The organism is Endozoicomonas sp. PH6C (assembly GCF_059322965.1).
Genome location: NZ_CP185342.1, coordinates 1,447,674 through 1,472,120, shown reverse-complemented (window position 1 = coordinate 1,472,120; position 24,447 = coordinate 1,447,674). Strand labels below are relative to the sequence as shown.

The 24,447-nt window shown below is 46.6% G+C and carries 21 protein-coding genes and 1 pseudogene; 9 read left to right on the top strand and 13 right to left on the bottom strand.

The annotated features are described in order from the left end of the window. The first annotated feature begins 68 nt into the window (after nucleotides 1-68). The 3 genes from ACOMG9_RS05815 (at nucleotide 69) to ACOMG9_RS05805 (ending at nucleotide 2,906) form a co-directional block, all read left to right on the top strand. Complete coding sequence (locus ACOMG9_RS05815) at nucleotides 69-614, top strand: hypothetical protein (RefSeq protein ID WP_448216149.1); 546 nt, start codon at nucleotides 69-71, stop codon at nucleotides 612-614. 448 nt (nucleotides 615-1,062) lie between these two features. Then, nucleotides 1,063-1,401, top strand: coding sequence for a hypothetical protein (locus tag ACOMG9_RS05810; RefSeq protein ID WP_494529933.1), 339 nt, complete (start codon nucleotides 1,063-1,065; stop codon nucleotides 1,399-1,401). A 350-nt stretch (nucleotides 1,402-1,751) separates the two neighbouring features. Beyond that, nucleotides 1,752-2,906: an LPS O-antigen chain length determinant protein WzzB gene (locus ACOMG9_RS05805; protein WP_448216147.1), complete on the top strand. Its 1,155-nt coding sequence runs from the start codon at nucleotides 1,752-1,754 to the stop codon at nucleotides 2,904-2,906. Nucleotides 2,907-2,910: 4 nt separating this feature from the next. Here the strand turns inward: ACOMG9_RS05805 and hslU are convergent, their stop codons facing one another. The 8 genes from hslU to ACOMG9_RS05765 all read right to left on the bottom strand — a co-directional run bounded on the left by hslU (nucleotide 2,911) and on the right by ACOMG9_RS05765 (nucleotide 11,278). After that, nucleotides 2,911-4,251 carry an ATP-dependent protease ATPase subunit HslU gene (hslU, locus tag ACOMG9_RS05800; RefSeq protein WP_422132749.1) on the bottom strand — a complete coding sequence of 447 codons (1,341 nt, stop codon included), beginning with the start codon at nucleotides 4,249-4,251 and terminating at the stop codon, nucleotides 2,911-2,913. Nucleotides 4,252-4,348: 97 nt separating this feature from the next. Continuing rightward, nucleotides 4,349-4,897 (bottom strand): ATP-dependent protease subunit HslV, encoded by a 549-nt coding sequence (gene hslV, locus ACOMG9_RS05795; RefSeq protein WP_257255452.1) that lies wholly within the window; start codon nucleotides 4,895-4,897, stop codon nucleotides 4,349-4,351. A 204-nt stretch (nucleotides 4,898-5,101) separates the two neighbouring features. Continuing rightward, nucleotides 5,102-7,204 carry a S9 family peptidase gene (locus ACOMG9_RS05790; RefSeq protein ID WP_494529932.1) on the bottom strand — a complete coding sequence of 701 codons (2,103 nt, stop codon included), beginning with the start codon at nucleotides 7,202-7,204 and terminating at the stop codon, nucleotides 5,102-5,104. Nucleotides 7,205-7,275: 71 nt separating this feature from the next. After that, nucleotides 7,276-7,875 carry an SPOR domain-containing protein gene (locus ACOMG9_RS05785; protein ID WP_494529931.1) on the bottom strand — a complete coding sequence of 200 codons (600 nt, stop codon included), beginning with the start codon at nucleotides 7,873-7,875 and terminating at the stop codon, nucleotides 7,276-7,278. A 274-nt stretch (nucleotides 7,876-8,149) separates the two neighbouring features. Next, nucleotides 8,150-9,280: a hypothetical protein gene (locus ACOMG9_RS05780; protein ID WP_494529930.1), complete on the bottom strand. Its 1,131-nt coding sequence runs from the start codon at nucleotides 9,278-9,280 to the stop codon at nucleotides 8,150-8,152. 342 nt (nucleotides 9,281-9,622) lie between these two features. Next, the gene (locus ACOMG9_RS05775; protein WP_494529929.1) at nucleotides 9,623-10,762 is read right to left on the bottom strand and encodes a hypothetical protein; all 1,140 of its coding nucleotides are present in this window, start codon (nucleotides 10,760-10,762) and stop codon (nucleotides 9,623-9,625) included. Further along, nucleotides 10,710-10,973 (bottom strand): hypothetical protein, encoded by a 264-nt coding sequence (locus tag ACOMG9_RS05770; RefSeq protein WP_448216142.1) that lies wholly within the window; start codon nucleotides 10,971-10,973, stop codon nucleotides 10,710-10,712. Before ACOMG9_RS05770 ends, ACOMG9_RS05775 begins: the two co-directional genes overlap by 53 nt. Before the next feature lie 152 nt (nucleotides 10,974-11,125). Then, nucleotides 11,126-11,278, bottom strand: coding sequence for a hypothetical protein (locus ACOMG9_RS05765; protein ID WP_494530408.1), 153 nt, complete (start codon nucleotides 11,276-11,278; stop codon nucleotides 11,126-11,128). Between ACOMG9_RS05765 and ACOMG9_RS05760 the strand changes: the two are divergent. After that, nucleotides 11,205-11,612 (top strand): annotated as a pseudogene (locus ACOMG9_RS05760) (trypsin-like serine protease); the annotation flags it as partial. The gene ACOMG9_RS05765 and the pseudogene ACOMG9_RS05760 overlap by 74 nt on opposite strands. A gap of 233 nt (nucleotides 11,613-11,845) precedes the next feature. Here the strand turns inward: ACOMG9_RS05760 and ACOMG9_RS05755 are convergent. Next, nucleotides 11,846-12,247, bottom strand: a complete 402-nt coding sequence (locus ACOMG9_RS05755; RefSeq protein WP_422412108.1) for a hypothetical protein — start codon at nucleotides 12,245-12,247, stop codon at nucleotides 11,846-11,848. Here ACOMG9_RS05755 and leuS point away from each other — a divergent pair. Next, on the top strand, nucleotides 12,236-14,833 hold the full coding sequence (gene leuS, locus ACOMG9_RS05750; RefSeq protein WP_448218614.1) for a leucine--tRNA ligase: 2,598 nt from the start codon (nucleotides 12,236-12,238) through the stop codon (nucleotides 14,831-14,833). The genes ACOMG9_RS05755 and leuS overlap by 12 nt on opposite strands. Before the next feature lie 66 nt (nucleotides 14,834-14,899). On the opposite strand, the gene ACOMG9_RS05745 is transcribed toward leuS, so the two are convergent. Beyond that, complete coding sequence (locus tag ACOMG9_RS05745; RefSeq protein ID WP_422132742.1) at nucleotides 14,900-15,316, bottom strand: response regulator; 417 nt, start codon at nucleotides 15,314-15,316, stop codon at nucleotides 14,900-14,902. 148 nt (nucleotides 15,317-15,464) lie between these two features. Between ACOMG9_RS05745 and trxC the strand changes: the two genes are divergently transcribed. Then, on the top strand, nucleotides 15,465-15,905 hold the full coding sequence (trxC, locus tag ACOMG9_RS05740; protein WP_422132741.1) for a thioredoxin TrxC: 441 nt from the start codon (nucleotides 15,465-15,467) through the stop codon (nucleotides 15,903-15,905). A gap of 84 nt (nucleotides 15,906-15,989) precedes the next feature. Beyond that, nucleotides 15,990-17,828, top strand: a complete 1,839-nt coding sequence (locus ACOMG9_RS05735) for a hypothetical protein (RefSeq protein WP_448216141.1) — start codon at nucleotides 15,990-15,992, stop codon at nucleotides 17,826-17,828. 109 nt (nucleotides 17,829-17,937) lie between these two features. On the opposite strand, the gene ACOMG9_RS05730 is transcribed toward ACOMG9_RS05735, so the two are convergent. Next, entirely contained in the window at nucleotides 17,938-18,549 is a 612-nt protein-coding gene (locus ACOMG9_RS05730; RefSeq protein WP_448216140.1) for a YceI family protein, read from the bottom strand. A gap of 164 nt (nucleotides 18,550-18,713) precedes the next feature. Continuing rightward, the gene (locus ACOMG9_RS05725; RefSeq protein WP_448216139.1) at nucleotides 18,714-21,185 is read right to left on the bottom strand and encodes an F-box/WD repeat-containing protein; all 2,472 of its coding nucleotides are present in this window, start codon (nucleotides 21,183-21,185) and stop codon (nucleotides 18,714-18,716) included. A gap of 224 nt (nucleotides 21,186-21,409) precedes the next feature. On the opposite strand from ACOMG9_RS05725, the gene ACOMG9_RS05720 reads away from it, so the two are divergent. Further along, nucleotides 21,410-21,571, top strand: coding sequence for a hypothetical protein (locus ACOMG9_RS05720; RefSeq protein WP_448216138.1), 162 nt, complete (start codon nucleotides 21,410-21,412; stop codon nucleotides 21,569-21,571). Here ACOMG9_RS05720 and ACOMG9_RS05715 read toward each other — a convergent pair. Beyond that, nucleotides 21,558-23,210, bottom strand: coding sequence for an ankyrin repeat domain-containing protein (locus ACOMG9_RS05715; RefSeq protein ID WP_494529928.1), 1,653 nt, complete (start codon nucleotides 23,208-23,210; stop codon nucleotides 21,558-21,560). The genes ACOMG9_RS05720 and ACOMG9_RS05715 overlap by 14 nt on opposite strands. A 272-nt stretch (nucleotides 23,211-23,482) precedes the next feature. Between ACOMG9_RS05715 and ACOMG9_RS05710 the strand changes: the two genes are divergently transcribed. Then, a complete protein-coding gene (locus ACOMG9_RS05710; protein WP_494529927.1) occupies nucleotides 23,483-24,349 on the top strand; it encodes a hypothetical protein in 867 nt (288 codons plus the stop codon). The last annotated feature ends 98 nt before the right edge of the window (nucleotides 24,350-24,447 follow it).

Sequence of the window (24,447 nt, the reverse complement as noted above, 5' to 3'; positions counted from 1 at the left end):
GTTGAATGCCCTTCAAACCGTAATCCTTGCAATCAAGGAAAATACCTATTTAATTCGAGGAACATAATATGAACGTAAATAATGGCAACATTAGCGGCGCTACTGGGTATTCACCCACGCCACAAGCTCCGGAAAACACACCAGAAGGTACCTGTTTTGGGAGGAGTGTTATCGTCATTAATAAACATGACAATTTTGGTAACAGTGCGTCAATCTTAGAAGGAGGCGAAATAAAAGTCACCTTTAGCACGGATGATATGATCACTTCAGCCAAATTAAGTGCCGATGACACCCGGGCGGTGGTTAACACTCGCGATGGAGTGGCGAGTACCTACGTTAAGTCTGCTAATAGCTTCTGGTTCTTACAGGATCATATCACTCCAGACAACTTAAGTGCCGATGGCAACCGGGCGGTGATTAACAATCGCGATGGAGTGGCGAAAATCTACATTAAGGACGCTGATGGAGTATGGTTCTTACAGGATTCGATTGCTCCGGCCGACTTAAGGGACGATGGCACCCGAGCGGAGATCACCACTGATGGAGTGGCGAAAACCTACGCTAAGGATGCTGATGGGTTATGGTTCTTACAAGACACTTCTATGGAGAGGTGATCAACTACGCTTCTTCATTGCGGTGACTGCCATCTGTTTACTGCAAGTGGCGAAAAACGTTGAAAATCACTGAACTAAGAAGGGATTGTTCAATGGCCTCCGGCTGAGTCGGAGGCGTATTTTGTCCATAATGGCTGCCCTGCAGACGGCAGCATATCGACCATGATGCAGCTCTTTGGAGCCTTTCGGACTAAAGCCTCCATAGCGAGGATTCATTCAGAGCTTCGGGGGTTATTTGCTGCATACTCAAAATCTCTACTTCAGCAAAATAACAGGCTCAACGCGGTTTATCAGGGTCCTGTTTTCTTGTTAGTCACGCTGCCATCCATGTTATGAACTTTCAATCTGAAACCCGTTCTAACCTATCATAGGACATCAGTATTGAATGTCCTTCAAATCAAAGCCCTTGCAATCAAGGATGATACTTATTTAATTAGAGGAACTTAATATGCATAACGTAAATAATAACACCACTACCGGCGCTTTTGGGTTTTCAGAGTCAACCTCACAACAAGCTCCGCAAAACGCACAACAAGGTGCTTTCGGCCCAAGGGCTGCTATCGGTACTGGCATTTATGACAACAGCGTGACAATCTATTGTCCGCGAGCCGATGGATCAGAGGAAGCAAAAGCTACTATTTACCTTAAGGATCGGGTCGTTGCAGCTGTAGCGAAAACCGGTGATAGCGACCACCCGTGGTTAGACACCAGTGGCACCCGGGTAAAAGTTGCCACTGCCGATTGGTGGAGAATCTACCTTTTGAGAGACGATGGGACTTGGAGATAGCCGCGACCAACTCTGCTACTTTCAGTGCCGGTGACTGCCATTTGTGCACTGCAAGTAGCCACAAAACGTTGAAAATCGCTTAACTACGAAGGGATTGTTCAATGGCCTACTGGGCAGACGAAATACCCTCGCGACCGGAAGTGCTCACCAGAAAAATTTCGCTACCCATCTTTGAAGCGTCTCGTATCAGCCATTGCGCATTATAAAAACAATCAAATACCGAGCTTTACCTGCAAGTGTCTTTGCCTGATCAACATAAAATCACAGGAGACATTAACCCTTTTATTCTGGATAATGTTGCAGCACTAAATTTACAACGAATAAATACACTCAAGGATTTTATCCCAGGTATGAATAACCTACAGACCCCAAATCAGTTATACCATGACCCTTATCCTGACGATGAAATTGATCTTTTTGAACTTGCAGAGAAACTGTTTGCCCAGAAATGGCTGATTATAGTGATTACCACGCTGGCAACAGCCATTGCTGTGATTGCTGCCTTTAAGCTTCCTGTAAGCTACACGACCGAGGCTGTCTTAAATGAATCTTCCCCGGCAAATATTGCGGCTTGGAACAGTAACGTTTTCCTGATTGCCTCAAATGGTGAAAGCAAGGACTCCGAGCATCTGACCACTGAAGAAGCCTATCAGCTGTACCTGAAGTATTTAACCAGCCCTGCCGCAAGACGTTATGCATTCCAGAAGTCGTCTCTTGCAAGCATTGATTCCGATAATAGCTCAACGCCTGATCAAAAAATGCTCGCAGCACAATACAAAGCATTTTCTGATAACTTAGCTATCACAACGGGCAAGAATGATAATCGGACGAACATTCGATACAGCTCTTCAAACCCTGAAGAATCAGCATCGATCATTAATGAAGTTCTTTTGCCCTATGCTCAGGAACGGTTCGTAAAGAATATGCATGAGAACTTTCATGCACAGGTTGAAATAACGAAAAAGCAGATAAAAAGTCATATTGATCGTCTGGAATCAAACTTCATCTCTTATAACAGACTGCGTCTGACAGAATTGAAGGAAGCCTTAGCCCAGGCTCAAGCCGCCGGAATTACGGAACTCCAGACCAGTCAAGTGAATGCAACCATTATTGATGGAGCTACTTACTTACTGGGTGAAAAGCTTCTGAAGTCAGGGGTTGATGCGGTCAGTAGCAGAATTGAGAAGTATCGCTTTTACAGCAGGCCCAATGCAGAAGATAGCGCAGAAAAACCCTACATCAGAGGTGTATCCAGTCGTGTTTACCAGCTCGAACAATTAGAAAAACTGGACCCGGACTTTTCTACCATGATTCCTGCCAAAATAGAGCAACCTGCGATCGTGCCAGTTTCACCCTCTAAACCCAATAAAAAGCTTATCGTCGTTTTAGGAGCTATGTTAGGGCTGATGGCTGGCGTCTTTCTTGCCCTGATCAGGATAGCGCTCAGAAACAGAGAAGAGAAAAAGCGAGCTGCCGACCACAACTCTCTGAGTATGGTCGGCTAGAATATCAGAGAATATAGCGACTCAGGTCTTCGTCCTGAACCAGCTCGCCCAGATGCTCGTTAACATAAGCAGCATCGATCAGCAGCGGTGATTCGCTGTGTTTCAGGGAGAGGTCTGCTGCACTGTAGGAGATCTCTTCCAGCAAACGCTCAATCACAGTGTGCAGACGACGGGCACCGATATTCTCGGTGTTCTCATTGACTGTCCAGGCCACTTCCGCAATACGGGCAATACCATCTTCAGCAAAAGAAATATTGAGTTCTTCTGTTTTCATCAGCGCCTGATATTGCCTCGTCAGGGAAGCATTAGGCTCAGTCAGAATACGAACAAAGTCTTTAGTGGTAAGTGCCTTCAGCTCAACACGAATAGGCAGACGACCCTGCAGCTCTGGAATGAGGTCAGATGGCTTGGCGAGGTGAAATGCACCGGAAGCCATGAACAGAATGTGATCCGTTTTGATCATGCCGTACTTGGTGGAAACGGTGCAGCCTTCGATCAGTGGCAACAAGTCCCGCTGAACACCTTCACGGGAAACATCCGCGTTAGAGCCGGAAGAACGCCTGGCCACCTTATCAATTTCATCGATGAAGACAATGCCATTCTGTTCAACAGACTCAATCGCTCTGGTTTTCAGTTCGTCTTCATTGACCAGTTTTGCAGCTTCTTCGTCCTGAACCAGTTTCAGAGCGTCCTTGACTTTCAGCTTGCGTTTTTTCTGCTTGCCGGCATTCAGATTCGAGAACATATTCTGCAGTTGGCTGGTCATTTCCTCCATGCCGGGAGGTGCCATTATTTCCACACCCATGGCCGCTTCGCGAACATCGATCTCGATCTCTTTCTCATCCAGCTGGCCTTCACGCAGCTTTTTGCGAAACACCTGACGGGTTGAATTATCCTGAGGCTTTTCGGACTCTTCTGAGAAGGAACGGGGAGGAGGCAGCAGGGCGTCGAGTATCCGCTCTTCTGTGGCATCAAGAGCACGATCTTTTACTCTCTCAACTTCCTGCTCACGCAGCATTTTTATAGCCGCATCCATCAGATCTCTGATGATGGATTCTACGTCACGGCCAACATAACCCACTTCTGTAAACTTGGTTGCCTCAACCTTGATAAAAGGGGCATTAGCCAGTTTGGCCAGACGACGAGCGACTTCAGTCTTACCAACACCGGTAGGACCAATCATCAGAATATTCTTGGGGGTAATTTCATTTCGCAGCTCTTCATCCAGCTGCATGCGACGCCAGCGATTGCGAAGAGCAATGGCTACGGCACGTTTGGCATCATCCTGGCCAATAATATGTTTATTCAGTTCGTGAACGATTTCACGAGGGGTCATATTTGACATGTCACAGACTCTGTTAACGAAAGATCAGTAAACTCACCATTTAAACGCTGTCAGCGAGAAGCCGGATTGTAACCGATTTCTGCTTTCGGCCTTCTGGTCAGGACTGCTCAATCTTGATTTCTTCGATAACCCGGTTCTGGTTGGTATAGACGCAGACATCTGCAGCTATTTCCAGACTTTTCTCAACGATATCTTTCGCACCCAGGTCAGTATTCTGGTAGAGCGCTTTGGCAGCAGACTGAGCAAAGAATCCACCCGAGCCAATGGCCAGAATGCCATCGTCAGTGACCATAACGTCACCATTGCCGGTAATGACCAGAGATGCTTTGGCGTCTGCCACAATCAACATGGCCTCCAGACGCTGCAATGTTCTGTCGGTACGCCATTCTTTCGCCAGTTCAACGGCTGCTTTTTCCAGACGCCCATGATGCTTTTCCAACTGGGCTTCAAAACGTTCGAAAAGAGTAAATGCGTCTGCTGTACCACCTGCAAAGCCTGCTATAACTTTGCCTTTGAACAGGCGACGCACCTTATGGGCATTGCCCTTGATGACGGCATTACCCAATGAAACCTGACCATCACCCCCTACGACCACACTATCGTTTCGACGAACGGACAGAATGGTGGTGCCGCGATACTGTTCCAAGGTGGGCTCCTTTTAGCATTTTGCTTGATTCGTCGATTAATATTGGGGGCGAGACAGAATTATCAAGGGTGTGGCAGGGAAAAACTTTCCATACCGCGTAACGCGCTCGTGACCAGTTGGTTATCCGCCTGATTTTTCGCATTAGAAAATTTCGAAATTAACACCATGGTAACACTTAACAGTGTTTCCGCGCCTGACAGTCCGTTACACCTTATCAAAACATTTCAGGATAAAGGCGTAATCAAATGCAATCTCCTCTATCCATTCGTAACGCTTGCTGGCACCGGCATGACCCGCATGCATTTTCATATTGAGGATCAGGGGGTTATCGTCGGTTTTCAAGGCTCTTAGTTTGGCCACCATTTTGGTGGGTTCCCAATAAGTGACCTGCTCATCGGATATCCCCGAGTTGTAAAGCGTAGGCGGATAGTCCTTTGCTTCTATGTTGTCATAGGGCGAATAACCTGAGATGTAATCAAAGTCTTCTTTGCTGGTGATCGGGTTACCCCACTCTTCCCATTCTGGCGCAGTCAGGGGCAAAGACGCATCACTGATGGTATTGATCACATCGACAAAAGCCACATCGGCAACAACACAACCAAACAGGTCGGGTCTCATATTGGTCACGGCTGCCATCAGCAGACCGCCCGCACTGCCACCATTGATAGCAATATTACCCCGGGCCGTATAGCCACGACGAACCAGGTACTCACAGCAATCAATGAAATCATTAAAGGTATTCATTTTGTGCTGCATTTTGCCATTGAGATACCAGCTATACCCCTTGTCATCCCCGCCCCTGACATGTGCAATGGCATAAACAAAGCCGCGATCAATCAAACTGAATTTAGGCGAAGAAAAACCTGCTGACATTCCATAGCCATAAGAACCATAGGCATACACCATGGCTTTGTTGCTTCCATCCAGCTTCGTTCCTTTTTTGCAGATAATGGTCAGTGGCACCAGCTCACCATCTCGAGCCATGGCAAACTCTCTCTTCACTTCATAAATCGAGGCATTAAAGTTGGGAACTTCCTTGCGATAAACCTCTGTCAAAGCACCATTTTCCAGATTCAGCTCAAACACCGTGTTTGGCGATACAGGTGAATCGTAGTCTAACCTGACAACGGTTGCCTGATGATCCCAGTCACCATAAAAATCCAGACAATAAGCCTCATCCGGCATTGAGATGATTGAGAGAGTTCCGGAATCCATATCCATCACAGCCACTTCATCCAGTACTTTCTGGTTATTCTTGCGCTCAACGATCAGAAAGTGGCTATAGAAATGGATACCGCCCAGGCACAGGTTCTTCTGCTCAGGCAGAAACTCCTGCCAGTTTGCCTGGGGCCACTTTTCCTGGGCAACCGTCATTTCAGAAGCTACCGGACACTTCATAACTTTGAAGTCGTTGGCTCCATCCTGATTGGTCAGAATGTAGAAGTCGCCCCTGTAATGTTCCAGAGAGAAAGAGACATCGTTCTCGCCCACAGCAAACTTTTCAAACTGATCTGAATCCCGTCCAGCCAAATACACGACATGCGTCGAACCACTATCCAGATGAATCATGAAATACTCACGATCATTGGTTCGGGATAAAGACAAAAACATGCTGTCGTATTCTTCAGGCTTGGAAAAGATTAACTCTTTTTCAGCAACACCTTTATGGATATGAACTTTGTATACATCACGACCACGACCTGACTCATCCCGCTCAACAATGTACAGATGCTCATTGCCGTGCCAGAGAAAAGACCCGGTACTGTTTGCAAACTCCCAATCCAGATCCTGTCCTGTCTCCAGATCTCGAACCCGGATAGTCCTCTCCATTGAACCGGTCAGATTGAAGCTGTAGGCAAAATGAGTCTGCTTAAGGTTGGTGCCTGAAGCACCGAAGATATAAAGCTCTTTACCTTCTGCTTCCCTGTTTATGTCAAAGTAGACTTCTTCAGGCGCTTCTCTTGAGCCCTGCTTGCGACAGAGAATCGAATAATCCTTGCCTTTTTCTTCTCTTGAGTAATAGAAAAAACCACCTTCTTTGACCGGCCAGGATTCATCGTCTTCCCTGATACGGGAAAGAACTTCACCGTAGAGAGTTTCTTCAACATCCTTGTAGCCTTTCATAAACTCATCTTTGTAAGCATTTTCAGACTGGATGTATTCAAGAACCGCCGGATTATCAAAATCCAGATCACCGGCAATAAACTTCTGCCAGTTTTTATCTCTCAGCCAGTGGTAGTCATCAACCCTGCTGGAACCATGTTGAACGATCTCGTGGGCTATTTTTTGGGCTACCGGTGCTTTCATACTTATCACCTGATTCATTTTTCTTCGCTTATGGCACTTTATCATTCGGGAATATAAGTGGATGAATCCAGCTATTTCATTCTCAACAACAGACCATCAATCTTGAATTCAGCCAGCACCTGCTTTGCCTGATCAATACTTTCTGATGTATCAAAAGGCCCCAGCTGCACCCTGTGCCACGACTCCCCTGCACCCACGGTTACCTTGACGACCCTGGGTTCCTGACCTGCCAAAAGCAACTGCGCCCTCAGACGATCGGCGTCTTTGGCACTTCGAAATGAACCAGCCTGCAACAAATACTTCACACCGGACTTAGTAGCTGTTTTCGCTTCAGGCACGGATTTCGAGCCAGTTTTTTCACTGACACTGACTGCAGGTGGCGACTGACGTTCAATCGGTTCAGGCAGAATCACTTCCTGCTCGGGCAGCACGGTATAAAAATCGAAGACCGGCTCCGGGCGTTCCTTACCCGACTGAGCCGTTTCAGCTGTCTCTATAGAAGCATTAACCGAAACTGGAGCCGGTGTCAGCTTGATCAGGAAAGCCACAAAAAAGCCAGCCGCAAAACCGGTTACCAGCCACATCCAGCCTGGCAGTTTCGACTGTTGATTGGATTTCTTTTTCGAAGCGGCCTTGCTGGCGCCTCTTCTTGTTGGAGTACGGGTGCTCATATGCCTGATGCAAAATCTGTTTCAAGAGAAAAAACAAGAGACTCATCGTCACTCATGAACCGGATTTTTGCACAATATCCTTTTTAACAAGACGACTTTAACGAACAGGATCATACTACCACGGATACCCATAGTTACCACGAAGTCACGATACCTTGTGACTTTACATCTGGTCATGGTGGCCAATCCCGAGCTGAAAAAGGGCCATCTCAGACCGGTGATTACATTCCGCCGTAAACCCATGCACTGTACTGTCGGACTTAGACGACCACATTTATTCTGTATTTCCTTCTATGTGAGCGGATGGATACCTTCTCTGAAGGCATTCTGGAACAAAATATTCACTGAACTTGTCCTCATTATCAGTTTTTTTTGGAAAATAACTGATCTTATCATTGATACACCAGGGAACATTAGAATGAAATATGCCGGTCATTTGTCGGTCAGAAGCGTTATTTTTATAGGTAATGAGCGCGTGAACCTCACCATAACGACGTTTTACCCATAAAGGGACCTGGATCTCATCAAAAGTGGGGTCATGGGATGCGGATGGTTCAGTTTTTATATTTTCAAAACTCAATTTGGCAGCGAACATTCCATAATCTTCATAAACGATAAAAATCCCCGGTGTAACCCCAGATTGCCAGGACTGTGAATGTTTAACAGGGTAGGTAAAGTTCGAATACGACACAATATGACTGTTTTCATGCAAAATCAGTGTGCATTCTGATGGGAATCCATGCACAGTACTGTCGCTGAATTGCACTTTAAAAACCTCCCTGGTTGCAACCACTGGATGCTCTTTATTCCCATCATTCCAGATTTCAATCTGGCTGACTTCCAGTTTTTTGGAGTGCTCCACATAAATAGGGCTTTCAATAGACTCACCCGTTTTGTGTAACCTGAGGTTCTTCAGCGTAACCTCGTCACTCTTGGCATGGATAAAGTGATTAAGATTACCGTAAAAATTAGCAAAACTGCCACCGGCATCCAGTTCAAACCCATCGAGATACAGCAATTGGTTATCTGAAGCCCGAATAAACTCATCAACACCGTTGGAAAATATTGTCCCCGCCAATGACACAGTCGGATACTTGCCATCAGTGGCAATACCAACAATACCCACATTGACAGCTCTGCCTGACACGGTAATCGGATCATACAGAGCAAAATCACTGGCCACAATATGCAGAGTATTTCGGGATTTCAGATTACCCCTCAGACTTCTGACCGGATTGTCATGGAAAACAACATTAGTAAAAACACCCGGAAATGCTTTTAAAACCTCTTCACAACGAGCCTGAACATCAGCTCTGGGGTGAGTGCAACAATATCCGGCATTTATCCACAAAGCGGACAATATTATTGGAAATCGGTATAACCAGATCTGCAATACTGAAAACATATCTATTTCCGTTAAAAATAGTTAGCATTAGCAAAAACTGAATCATGTAAGTACCTGGCCAGTTGGTTTCGCATATTCTGGCGAGTGGATTTTTTCATCCTTCAAGGCGCAACGACGGGCGCGTAGCCGTAGCTACGCAACCAGAGTTGGAACGCAGAAGGGTGGAAAAAGCCGCCGTCCAGAATATGTGAAACCAACTGGTTAGGTACTTATAATGGTCAAACAATTCAAAAAATCAATTCAGAAACATTCCGTCAGGTGAACCACCCTCAGGCAAATAAGTCAAATGCTAAGGCGACAAACAGACTTAAATGAAAAATCACAATAAGAGCAGGCATTATCTTAGAGTTCTCGCTCGCTAATATTTAATAGTTTATCTAATGATATTCGCAACTCTATTAATTCTTTATTCCCTTTTATAGAAGCTGATGGATACTTTCTATGAAGGCATTTTGGAACAAAATCTTCTTTTAAAAATGCCTCATATTGAGGTGTTTTCAGGATAGGTATGGCTGCAGCATCTCCCTTCCAATGAACATCAGTAAGAAACATGAGAGTATTTGCCCGGTCAAACGTGTTATTTTTATAGGTAACGCTCGCGTGAACCTGATCAGGACCATTTACCCATAAAGGAACCTGAACCCAGTCAAGATCGGGATCATGATATGAGGGCGGATCGGTTCTTATATTTTCGAAACTAAAATTGGCACTGAATTTTTCAGGATCTTTATAAACGATAGAAATTCCCGGGTAAGCAAACACATACGAAAAACGTTCTTGTTTAATGGGTAAGGCAACATTTAAATACGACACCTGATAACTGTTTTCATGCAAAATCAGTGTGCATTCTGATGGGTAGCCATGCACCGTACTGTCACTCAAGTACACTTCATCAACCTTTCTGGTTTCAAGCAATGGTGGTTCTCTGTACCCATCTGTCCAGATTTCTAAATGGCTGACTTCCAGTATTTTGGAGTGCTCCACATAGATAGCGCTATCAATAGATTCATCAGCTTTGTGTAACTTGAGATTCTTCAGTGTAACTCTATCATTACTGGCATGAATAAAATGGTTAAGATTGCCGTAAAAATTAGCAAAGCTGCCACCGGCATCCAGTTCAAACCCATCGAGATACAATAACCTGAAGTCTGAAACTCGAATGAACGCATCAACGCCATGGGATAACATTGGTCCTGTCAATGACAATGTTGGATATTTGCCATCAGTGGCAACACCAATAATCCCCACATTGACGAAATAACCTGATACGGTAATCGGAGCATCCAGGGCATAATCACTGGTTACAATATGCAGAGTATTTCGGGTTTTCAGAACGCCCCTCAGACTCACACCCGGATCGTCATGAAAAACAAAACGAGTAAAAATACCCGGATTTGCTTTTAACACCTCTTCACAACGAGCCTGAACTTCAGCTCTGGGGTGAGTACAAGAGTATCCAGAATCTATCCACAAAGCAGCCAATATTACCGGGAATCCGGATAACCAGATCTTCAATACTGAAAACATATCTACTTCCATCAATAATGGTTAATAAGAGCAAGACCTGAGTCAGCTGTAATGTTAGTAGCTCCAGAAATGTCCAGTTGTCAGCCGTTGTGTATGCAACACCCACATAAGTCGCATCAGGATAACGCGCTTTTATCTTCTGAACTTCCAATGAAAAACCCTTCATGATCCTTTGCTTGCCATACTCAGGTGCTGCTGCGCAATAAAGATAGCAAGTGCAGAACGAGCAAAATGTGCTAATTTCGTAAGCAACTTTCATAGATTCAGGAGAGCTGAGTCCGTGCGTGCAAACAAAAACGCAATTTTAACTCTGTTTTTTTATACCTTTATATCCAAAGATGTTTTTGCCGCATCATTGGATAGAGTTGAACGATATGCGCCATCATCAGTAGTACCCATTGGCACATATCCATGGATTGCCTTCTCATCCTCCTCCTCATCATTATGTACAGCAGTACTAATATCTGACATTCATCTGTTGACTGCAGCCCATTGTGTAAGTTCATTAAGCGAAAATGATAGTCTACGACTTTTTTTCTTTAATGAAGCTCATGCTCCAGTTAGAGAGGCTGTTAGATATATCAAGCACCCTGATTACAGACATCCGAACACAATACACGACATTGCAATCATTGAACTGGAGGATTCAGTGAACATAGCACCTCCAAAAATGCAATTAAATGCAACATGCCCTGATCTCCGGGAAGTTGCGCCCCATCCAATGGCTGCTGGTTATGCAGGTAAAAAAATATTACGATCAGCTTCTTTATATTGGCCCTTTAAATGTCGAACCGACGTCTATCGACTTTGGTATAGGGGTACATCGCAGAATGGCGACTCAGGAGGACCCTTGTTTTATTTTCGGAACAACGAGACTTATGTATTAGGAATACATCATTCTTCTGTCAACATCTCGTTTTTAGCGGGTGCAATCTTTCAGAATAAAGTATCTCTGTCTTTCAATCATGAATTCATCAGTGACTCAATTGCGTTAGAAGAAGTGTATCAGGCGCATTCTGGCACCTGGTTTATTTCTGGTCATTCACTTATTTTAGAAAACTGGAGTAAGTTAGCTACATCCAGTACACCCACTTCATCCAATATATCTACTTCAACCGATACATCTACTTCACCCAATACATCCAGTTCATCCAATACATCGACCAGGTCCACCTCAAATACTTCATCCAGTACATCATCAAACTCACATTTTGTTGCCCTGCCTGCTCTGTTATACATTGTTCTACAAGCCCCATAACAAAAAATTCCAGAAGCGCTACCCCCGCTGCCCTCACTCATGTATGCTTCGCAGGTTATACTGAACACCCGTGTTCTTCTCCGCTCTGCAATTAAAAATTTGTACATTTTGCAAATTTTTAATTGCAGAGTTTGAAACCCTTTAAATCCAGATTCTCGCAAAGAGCCATGATGGAAGAGCATTACCAGCCGCACAAGATTGAGACAGAAGCCCAGAAATACTGGGAAGAGAATGACAGTTTTGCTGTCAGTGAAGAGGCCGGCAAGGAAAAGTACTATTGTCTGTCCATGTTCCCTTACCCCAGCGGCCGACTGCATATGGGCCACGTTCGCAACTACACCATTGGCGACGTGGTATCCCGTTATCAACGTATGCAGGGTAAAAACGTCCTGCAACCCATGGGTTGGGACGCCTTCGGCCTACCGGCAGAAAACGCCGCTATCAAACACAAAACCGCTCCAGCCCCATGGACTTACGAAAACATTGACTACATGAAAGGTCAGCTCAAGCGTCTTGGCTTCGGTTATGACTGGAACCGTGAGCTGGCCACCTGCAAACCGGACTACTACAAGTGGGAACAGTGGTTCTTCACCCAACTGTACGAAAAGGGTCTGGTCTACAAGAAAATGTCTTCTGTGAACTGGTGCCCCAACGACGCCACCGTACTGGCCAACGAACAGGTAGAAGATGGCCGTTGCTGGCGTTGCGACACTCTGGTGGAGCGTAAGGAGCTGCCCCAGTGGTTTGTGAAAATCACGGCTTACGCTGAAGAACTGCTGGCTGATCTGGATCAGCTGGAAGACTGGCCTGATCAGGTTAAAGCCATGCAGCGCAACTGGATTGGTCGCTCCGAAGGTGTTCAGATGACCTTCAAAGTGGCTAACCCCGTTGCCGGATCACCGGAAGCATTCCAGATCTACACCACACGCCCGGACACGCTGATGGGTGTGACTTACGTGGGCGTTGCTGCAGAGCACCCTATCGCCAAAGCTGCGGCTGCCAATAATCCGAAGCTCGCCGCTTTCATTGAAGAATGCAAGTCCAACGGTGTCACCGAGGCAGAAATGGCAACCATGGAAAAAGTGGGTGTTGATACCGGTATTCGAGCTATTCACCCAATGACAGGTAAAGAAGTACCTGTCTGGGCTGCCAACTTTGTATTGATGGATTACGGTACCGGCGCTGTTATGGCGGTACCCGGTCATGATCAGCGTGACTACGAATTTGCTACCCGCTTTAAACTGGCTATCGAACAAGTCATCGAGCCTGCAAACGGCGAAGAGTGTGACCTGTCCAAAGAAGCGTTCACTGAAAAAGGCAAGCTGATCAACTCCGGGGAATTTGACGGCCTGACTTCTCAGGAAGCATTCAATGCAATTGCCGACAAGCTGATTGCTTTGGGCAAAGGTGAAAAGCAGGTTAACTACCGTCTGCGTGACTGGGGAGTCAGTCGTCAGCGTTACTGGGGAGCTCCGATTCCCATGCGTTATCTGGAAGACGGTACTGAAGTCACAGTCCCTCTGGAAGATCTTCCGGTGCTGCTGCCTGAAAATGTTGAGATGGATGGTGTTCACTCACCCATCAAGGCCGATCCTGAGTGGGCCAAAACCACTCATAACGGCCAGACAGCAACCCGTGAAACTGATACCTTCGATACGTTCATGGAATCCAGCTGGTACTACGCTCGTTATTGCTCTCCCAAGACTGACAAGCAAATGCTGGACCCGGCGGCTGCCAACTACTGGCTGCCCGTCGATCAATACATTGGTGGTATTGAACATGCCGTTATGCATCTGCTTTACTCCCGTTTTTTCCACAAACTGCTTCGTGATGCCGGCCTGGTTGACAGTGACGAACCCTTCAAAAAGCTGCTCTGTCAGGGCATGGTTCTGGCTGATACCTTTTACAAGCTGGACGATAAGGGCCTGAAGCACTGGATTGCACCAAACGAAGTAGACTTTGAACTGGACGACAAAGGTCGATTGATCAAAGCCACCCTGAAGGAAACCGGTGAAACCGTTGAGCATGCGGGCATGAGCAAAATGTCCAAATCCAAAAACAACGGTATTGATCCACAGGAACTGATCGATAAGTATGGTGCTGACACCATCCGTCTATACACCATGTTTGCTGCACCTCCCGAGCAGACCCTGGAATGGTCCGAAAGCGCTGTTGAGGGAGCTCACCGCTTCCTGCGTCGTTTCTGGAAACAGGTTTCTGAACATCTGGCTTCCGGAGATGTGCCGGCTCTGGACAGCAAGGCTTTGAGCAAGGAACAGAAAGACCTGCGTCGTAAAACTCACGAAACCATCAAAAAGGTTTCCGATGATTGCGAACGTCGTCTGACTTTTAACACCGCTATTGCTGCCATAATGGAATTGAACAACGCGATAGCCCGGTTCCGGGACAACAGTGATCAGGCTCGTGCCGTTCTTCGCGAAGCTCTGGAAGCCTCTACTCTGATGCTGGCACCTATTGCTCCTCACGCTATGCACAGCGTCTGGAATGCCCTGGGTCATTCAGAGCCCGTGGTTCAGGCTGGCTGGCCTGCAGTGGATGAGTCCGCCCTGGAGAAAGACGCCATCACCATGGTGGTTCAGGTCAATGGCAAAGTTCGTGCAAAGTTGGAAGTTCCAGCCGACATGGATAAAAGTGCGATTGAAAAGCTGGCGCTTGAGCAGGAAAATGTAACCAAGTTTACTGAAGGAAAGACTGTTCGCAAGGTGATTGTAGTACCCGGCAAACTGGTTAATATCGTTGCCAATTGATCGGTTAACGCCAGCCCCCTGTCAAAAAGGCCAGCATTTTTGCTGGCCTTTTTCCTGAGACGTCATTCAGCCGAGATAATCGACCAGGGTTTGAAATAAATAATCACGCTCAATAGGCTTGGTTAAGTAGTCGTCCATGCCTCTGGATAAGGCTTTATTTTTTAACTCGTCAATAGCATGAGCACTGAGACCAATAATGGTATGCTCTTCTATTCCGGCCTCCTGTTCAAACTCCCGGATTGCTTCGGTGGCAGTGTAACCATCCATGACGGGCATTTCACAGTCCATCAGAATCAGGTCCCAGCTCTCCGGATCACTCTTGCAGTATTCCAGAGCTTCCTGACCGTTTTCTGCGAAAACCGGCTCAATATTGACTTTCTTGAGTAACTTCTTCAGCACCAGTTGATTGGCGGGATTATCTTCAGCCACCAGCACTTTCTTGTTCTCCAGCACACCGGACTCAACGATTTGGTAAACGTCCATGATTTAACCTTCTTATAACAATTGCCCTACTTTCAGATTAGCGGTTAACCCAGAGTTTGCATTAATGCATCTGGTCTTATGCTCTATTAACGAGTCATAATCCCCCACATATATCACGTAAAATTCTTCATTTGTCCCAGGTAATGATATGTCTCAGCCCTTGCAAATCGCCTGCCCCAAATGCAGCACTCCCAACCGGGTCCCTAAAGAGCGCCTGGAAGACGGGGGCTCTTGCGGTAAATGCAGGAACAAACTCTTTTACGGCAAACCCGTAGAACTCAATTCCGGTAATTTCAAACGTTTTCTGGCCCAGACCGATATACCGGTTGTGGTGGATTTCTGGGCTCCCTGGTGCGGTCCCTGTAAAGCCATGGCTCCAGCCTTTTCCGAAGCAGCCCGTGAACTCGAACCCAACATAAGACTGGCAAAACTCGACACTCAAAAGCACCAGCAAATTGCAGCGCAATTGAACATCCGCTCTATCCCAACCCTGATTGTGTTCAAATGCGGGAAAGAAATTGGCCGTATATCCGGTGCCCTGCCCGCCAATCAGCTGAAGAAGTGGATTAAAAATGCGGCCAAAAGCTAATAAAAACCAGAGGCAATAATAAATAGAACAACTAATGCTCTACTATTCTTAAGGAACGGATAGAAAACGGCATACAGGGACAGTATGAGCTTGATCGACAAAACCTCAGGTCAGGGTCCAAAATGGATACAGCCTGAGCAGACCAGTCGGGTTTCCAAGGATGGCAAAGTCAAGGCGTTGAGTGATGTCGTCAGCAAGATGCTCTCTCCTGGAGATCAGGTGACTCCTGAAAAAAAGTCCATCTATAAACGGGGCGTCCGGGTTATACCTCCAACGCCTAAAGAAATGTACAAGACATCGTCCCAGCCGCGCAGACGGGCACCGTCGGCGACCGATCTTAAGCCGCAGAAACAACCCTCTTTTGAGCAGAAGACCCGACTCAGACCCAGAAGCCAGGTGCTGACTGAAAGACCCCAGGAAGCTAAATCAGTTGCCAGCCGGTCCATTAGCAAGCCTGCGACACCTCCAACGAACACATTGCTTCAGACTGCCGCTATGCAAAAAGCGACCAGCAATCTTCTGGACCATCACCTGGCCAAAATATCATGGGCATCAGACAAGCAGGCAGAGTACCGGGAACTGATTGCAACCTTCAAACCCGGCTCCTGTGCTGAGGGAGATGATGCGTTCTCTGACGTACAGGAAGCCCTGAGGGGCGCAGCCCAAAAACTGGGAATCCCGGAACTCGCAGACGATCCCGCTGCGATAAAAGACTTGCAGAAGCATTTTTATCGGCGTCTGGAAACAAAGGGTAAAGAACTTCTGAAGCAAGCTCCCCCGGAAAGAACCATTAAAAAAGTGCCTCCAAAACCACCAGTCCGCACCAGCTCACTGCCCGATAGTGTAGCTCCGACTGCAAAAAGCAAAGAGCCAGCGAGCATTCAGAAAACGCCTGTCACACCATCAGAGAAGGTTGAGACAGAGCCAGCCGCTCCTATCACTGAAATTTCTCTTCCGGCCAGACGCCAGAGAAAAAGACAAGCGGCACTGGATGCACCGGCAAAATATATGTCCAAAAGTCTCGCTCAGCGCAAGGACACCCCCTGGAAAGAGCAGATGCCGAAATTTTTCACCCGATATCTGAGAGCCATGGCTCTGACGGGGGCATCCGAAAAAGGGGGTGTCGATAAAAAATGGTTCAAGCATGAAGTACCAGGCTCCTCAATCCTCAGTAACAAAAGCAGTGCTTCGGATACCCAGAAAGGACTCAGGAACAGACTGGAAGACATTGCTTTCCAAAAAGGTGAAAGCCTTACCGGCTTCTATCGTTTCTTTGACCAACATCAGCTCGGCAGAAATGTGAGAATGGCGGCAGTCAGTCAGATGATGTTACCCCTGTCCGAGCACGGCCATCTTGACCCCATGAGTCTGCAGGACCTTGAGCCCAACTCGGGTAAAGAAGTATCCCAATGGCTGAATCAACAACTGGACACTATATCCCAGCAGGAATACCAGAATTACACGACGCTGCTGAATGACCTCAAGAACAGGACAGAAGGTAAATACAAAGTACGCCTGGATGACACGCCTTTCGGTAAAGTGCCTCTGGAAAGCATTACCGGGAAAACCCATGGTACAGGTGTTTTCAAGGTAGCACGGGTGAACAGTTTTCAATACACCCTCGATCATTGCACACCCTGGCTAAAATCCGCTCACCCCGTCACCGAAAAATTTGCCGAACTGCGCCTGAAGAACACCAAAAAAGATGATGATCAAAATTTAACAGCCGGAGGAAATAAGGGTCAAAATTTAACAGCCGGTCAGCTCGAAGAGCTGAACAACCAGGCAAAAGGACTGTTAAGCGAAATGAGCCAGATAAACATGAACAAGGTCCCAGAGAGTGTTCAGGCCATCATGGATACAGAAAAGAAAAGTCTGGAAAATATTGTCACCAAATATAAAGAGCTGTCCAAGCAAAATTAGTGCAGCCAAGAGGTATATTCCATACCACTTGGCTGCACTGGATGGTTGGCCGCCATCAAGCAAGAACAGAGAACTGATCCCGCCATCCTGCTTTCCAGGTAGATCTATTTTATTTGCTGAATACTAATGAAAAATTGACAGGAACGTTGTCAGAAATCGAGATCTGTCCCACTGTTTTTGCCAGTTCTGTCAGATTTTTAGCCGGAATACCAAACTGTGAAGCTCGAACGATAACCGGCTGTGTACTGGCTACCGACAACAGGTTTCCGCTTTTTACCACATTGACGGAAAATTCCAACTCTTGTGTTTGGCCATAGAGGGTTACTTTTGCCGGCACAGTTAGCTGTTGAACCACTGTATCAGGGGCTAATAATGAGTTTGAAATTTGTGCAGAAACCTTAGCACTGGGAAATAAATCCGATTGGAAAAACAGCTTATTCAAGCGCTCATTTCTAATTCCAATGCCAGTGTCAATGCCAGAGATTGGAATATCCAGAGTTAACAGACCGGTTTCATTAATACTGCCCGTTAGAGAGGATATTGAAGCCGGCTCAATAACGTACTCTAACTTCACCGTAGCAAATGACACTCTTGATATATCCCGGTTTAGTTCGTATTGCGCCGCTTTACTGAGTCCGCAAGCAGTTAACACTAATAGAAATAAAAGGATTTTTTTCATCTTTTTTCCCTTGGAATTAATCGGGGCAGGTTGAAACCTCATGGCTTCATTCCTCCAACGTAGAGGTATTTACTGGGCGTTTCTGCCAGTTAAGCACTCAATCCAATCAAAAATCAAACCAGACGCATTAACCTCAATGGCACACCGTCTGAAAATGGCAATAATTTTTGATCATAAGTGGCTATTCCAAGATAGTCTCTAACCGTTCACCTGCGAGCCTTTTTACTTGGAGGCGGCGACAATAACGATGACGCTGCAGCACGTTTACCTTTTGAATGGGATGTTGGCGCTGCCTCCACCCCGCAGAGGCGCCAGACTTTAATCCGCTTCCCCCTGCTGCTAACAGTGACGAGATGGCTGCCGTTGGCACTGAATTCTGATGATTTGAGTGAATATGGATGGCGGATGAGAGCTTTTCGTGACCAATTGCCATCTTTGCCACAGCCAAGGATCTGGGCATCGCCTGAAAAGTCGTTGATGACAACATGGGTGCCATCGTGGTTGAACTGACCTGAACAGACCCCGCCCTCTGGCTCAATATTGGCGCCTGGCAGCCACTGCCCATCGGAACAGAGAGAGTGGATTATGGCTTTACAATTGTTTTTAGGCTCTGATGTGTCGTTGCTCGATAGTGTCAAAATATGGCGGCTATCAGCACTGAACAGGGCAGAATTGATTTTATCTTCATGCTTAATGGCCATTTGCTCTGTCCAGCGCCTGTGGTCTGTATCAAACCCGAAAATTTTCGCCGAGTGATCATCGCTGCTGGTTATTATCAGCAGACTATTGGGGCTAAAGCTGGCAGAGCTGACCCTCCCTGTATGGTTGATCAGCGCATTTTTCTGCCAGTTGTTGTCGCTATCAAAACTGAAGACGGTACCCGTGTGATCGAGACTGGCCGTCACTGCATGGCAGCTGTCGGGGCTGAAGGTGGCTGAGCAGATCCTGTCGGAGTGGGTAATGTCGGCTTTTTCTGTCCAGCAACCATCAGGGTTAACGCTGTAAATCGTTGCTGTTTGTCCAAACTTACCAGTCTGATTAGTCCAGACAGTGATGATATGCTTGCTATCCGGGCTAAACTCGGCTGAGATGACTTTGTTTTTGTGTTGCAAGGTGGTTATCGGCAACCATTTGCCGTTAGCTGCACGCCTATGGATTTTGGCGGTATGGTCTTCACTGGCGGTCACTAGAAGGCAGCTATCAGGGCTGAAGTTTGCTGAACAAACATCCCCCTCATGGACAATCGTCGCTGTTAATGCCCAGCGGCCATCCTGGTCTACTGAACTGATGTACGCATTTTTATCGCCGCTGACCGTCACCGCATGCCGACTGTCGGGGCTGAAGCTGGCTGATCTGATCTTTTTTTTATGGACAATGCAAAGTTGCTCTGCCCAGCGGTCATCGTCAGAACGGCTGGTGATTTTTACCGTACATTGGGTACAGAAGCTCAGTATATGGCGGTTATCTGCGCTACAGATGACCTGCCTGACCCTGCCAACATGAGGAATGTGGATCTGCTGGCAGTCACTGTTCTTCGCCGCCAGAGCATGAATTTTTGCTCTGCCATCGGCGCCATAACAATCGGTCACCAGGTAGCTGGCATCATGGCTGAGTATGGCTGTTTCGACTAAATAGGACTTGCACTGAATCTCTGCTACCAAATCCGGCTGCAAAACCGGACTGTCAATCATCAATTGACTCACCTGGTAAAACAGGAGTTGAGGGAACAACGGTATCTTTTCCGGGCTCCGGGCCTCAGAGTTGTCTGTCACCTCCCTGTCTGACTGTTGACAGAGATGACTCACCAGCATTTTATCCCGGGTAAACTGCATCAACCAGGCTCTGAGTTGAGGTTCAGTGAAATTTTTGGCGATCTGTATGAATATCTGCTGTTGTGATGGCGCGAACTGTTTGAACCATACCCTGCTGCTGGCCATGTTCCTGACACTCAGAACCGGGGCAGCTATTTCCCTTAAATGCAGACAGCTTTCTTTCATCGCTGTTACATCTCTGTGCGATAAATGACCCATGATCCGGGATAGAATCTTCTCTGGCAGAGCCAGTAATGGAAAGATGTCCTGATCAGGAACAATGGCGACACTGTTGCTGGTGACGTTTTCTGCCGGATCATTGGTCATGGCAACTGCAATAATAGAGCCATGGGCCTGGCCAACAAGAGGGGTATCCGAGCTTAAAGGCTTCTGTGACATCGTGTAAGAGTGATTCAGAATCTGTGCAGGTTTGAGCTCAGGCGGTGGCGTTAAATCTTCCGATGTTGAGGGCTGTTGTTTTTCAGGGTGGACGGCGCTCCCTGGGAGTAATGTTTTATTGTCAACACTATCACCGGAGTCAGAGCCAATTGTGACCGGGGAATTGTCAGTGCTTGTTGAGTCAGTCTGAGCATCCGGCATAGAAGGATACAGAGACTTAATATCTGAGATAGGGCGCGCATGGAACCGGGAAATGCCGTCCTGCGTACGAATGTAACAGGTGTCAGCATTGGAAAAGAATACAGAAGCCTTTCTGACAGCCTTAACGGATCTGCCGACAAAGAAGTAATACTTGTCGTCTTCGCGGGCTTGTAACAAAATAACAGGCCTGCTGGACTCATTACCATAAAACCTCAATTCGAAAGCTGCACCGACAGTATTCTCCGATAGGTTGCGAATGCCCTGCATACACTTATTCCTTTAAGCTGGTTATTTATGTTGGAGCCTGACCGAGAATAGCGGTTCTTTAGCCCCCTCAGTGAGGACGGGCGCTATTCTTGGTCAAGCACATAAGGGCTTCGACAGACTTACAAAGAAAAAGTTCATGGGAACAAGTGAGGTGGCGAATTTTCATAAGCTGGAGACAAAAACGGCAGGTCGTGAATGTTTCCAGAAAGCGCCTATCCGCTTTTGTGAACGAACGGATACCCTATACGACCAAGCGGTTGGCTATTGCTCTGGTTACATCTGTAGATCTGTGGCCTGAAATGCAAAATGCTGTGGATATTTTGGAAATGGAAAACAACAATGATGAGTGGTATCAGGCTTTAGGAAAACTGGCTACCGCTTCTTAAGCTCTGTCTCTATCAGCTCCCTGACTTCACCACGACATGCCTCAGGGGCTAAGGCTTCTGAAGATGTTTCAATATCAGCACCTTCTTCAAGAAGACGTTTAACGATTTCAATATGCCCGGCTTTGATCGCCATCTGTATCGGGGTTTCGCCCTCATTCGTTTTGTGATTTATTTGGACATCAGGTCTGACGAGTAACTTTTCCACTATTTCGGCGTGACCACAATAACAGGCAATGTGTAATGGTATTGCACCATCTTGTCTGGGTAGATTAGTACGAATCCCCGGTTGATCTAACAACTTATCCACGACATTTGTATAATTCTCGACTGTAGCCAAGGCCAGGGCAGTCTGGCCAAAATGATCTTGCTGATTGAAAAAGCCTGGTTCTATGTCTGCGACCTCTGTGGCTTTAACCATTGCTGTTTCAGCCACTTCACTGGTTCCAAATGTAACAGCCAATAGCAGCTGATTGAAATTATGAGGGTTATGATGATTTATGGGTAAAAGCCTGGATTCCGGAATTTCCGCTAACAGGATTTCAAGACGCCTGTGTCCTGAGTTGCTGCTGGCTGATGAAACGTTTGTGAATTCCTTGATGGCAAATACGGTATCTTTTGACTCGTTTGGAATCGCTAAGCCGGATGACAAGATTTGACTGGTGTTTAAAGAGTCGGCTAGCCATCTAGCGGCGAAGAAGTCCAGTTCCTTTTTAAATAACTCCTTATAGTTACCAATATTTTGATCCCTGATTTCAAATCCTTCGGGAGTCAACTTCAGAGATAGGATATGCTTGCCGGTTTGGAGATGAAAAAGACGGCTTCCCCGGCCTTCCGGAATCGTTTCTGCGATCTTGTTTAATAATAAGCGCAACCCGGATTGGGTAAGCCCAATGGGGTACCAGGGAGTTGAATGTAATACTGGAGTACTGCCATCAGCCGCTGAGACAATCCATTGTGCAGTCTTCTCTGTATTTTGCACAGGCACTTCTTCCTGCAACGTCGTGGTTGCCGGTGCCTGAAAAGCCAGTAACGATTCACAAAAAGGCCGCAGTTTTAATAAAAAGAGCGCCTGATGATCCTGCGTGGCAGGATCGGCTTTAAACATCTGCTGGGCACCCAGAATAGCATCTGCCAGATGATCATAGTGGTTATTCCAGAATACCCAGCCCAGTGCCGGGTCCTGGCTTACAGTGCTCAAAAGTTCATCATATTCCTCTGCACACCCCATCTGCTCGTATAGTACGTAGCTTGAGGCAAGACCACAGCAACAGCCGTCACTGAAATCATAAAGTCTTGCCTTATCTTCACCATCAAACCGGGTTGATAGTGACATCAGATTCATGACCAAAAACGGTAATCTTTGCTGCGGCTCTGATTTCGATTGCTCAATTTTCTGCACTCTGGTTGACAGAAGCTCTCCATGACCAATCAGGTGGAGCAAAGGCAATAATATAATTTGCGTTACCCGACTGAGCAAAGTTGTGGATTGAGTGATTGCTAAAGACAGCGTATGCAGAAAAGTTTGACCGACCGTACTTTTGACTAACCAGTGCTTAAAACGCCCTGAATCCAAGTCCTGTTGCCGGGGCATCTGATCAGATTGAACCTGATCATTCGGCAGGCGTGGTCCTGTTTTCATCGCTATTCCTGAGTCACAATAATGACCGATTTATCGGCTCTGGGTGAAGTAAATCAACAATTTACCCATTCATCAGTTGATTTTTCCGGGTTTATGGGAATACGGCGATGTATATGCATTACACAGAAGTTAGAAAGCACGATGGGTATAAATCACTGAATCAAGAGGCATAAACTGACAAGCTGCTCTCAGATACCGGAAATATGGCCGATATAAGCCACATCGCCTGCAAAACAGAGTGTTTTTTAAGGTGTGACAGACCGGAAGGAACCATGAATAAAGCAGCTGAACCCATTGAAAACGTTATGCCAGAAGAGAGCAACAGCCCTTACCCGGGTCTATCAGAAAAAATGACTCGGGCCGAGCTGAGTCAGAAACTCAAGGATGCCGTTGCCCAGAATCAGATCAAGCTGCTGGAATCTCTTTTCTGTTTCATGCTGGTCAATGAATACTCGCCCGAACAAATTAATCAGGAGTTGGATTATATTCGCGCCAATAATCCGGCCATTCAGGACTCTCTCATTCGCTGGAGTGAGGAGCCCAAAGGGAAAAAGAAGCTAAAGATTGCTGGCAAAGCCGCTTTTATTGCGGTGATGATTCATTATGGTAACGGAAGTTTTGTTGCTGCTATCAGGGCCATAGAGCGTTTCAATGCCCTGGGAGATGCCCCCCATGAATTTACCGAGACCATTGATGAAATTCAAATAAGCTCCTGGCTGGGCCTGCTGAACCATGAACTTGAAAATCAGGTTCCGCTTAAAAACATCATTCGTCAGCTTGAAGCTCTCAGGCTGAAGCACATCTGGTCAAAAGATCTGGCTATGTTTGCCATTCCAGTGACCACGGCCTATTTCCGTGAACAAGCCAAAGAAAAACTCCTTGATGGTGATTTTATCGGAACTTATCGTGACCTGGAGCAGGCCCTGAGACTCCCTGAAGAAGACAAGTCAGAGACCTACCAGGCCTATGCTGATTGTATTGTCCGACAGGTAAATGACCCTCTGTTTCGTTCAAGAGCAATCAAACCCGAACTGGAAAAGCTAAGCGCCAAGATGGAATACCTGCACGAAGTAGACTTCTGGACACCGGAGCTGGACATCGGACGCTTTCATCTCAAAAATATGCTGGGTGATATTTAGCGTTCTGATTTGAGAAGTCAGAAGGACCCTGAAAAACATTATTTCTTCAGAAACTTGCCTACTGATGTATACCCGCTTAGCATGGCGGTGCCATTTTG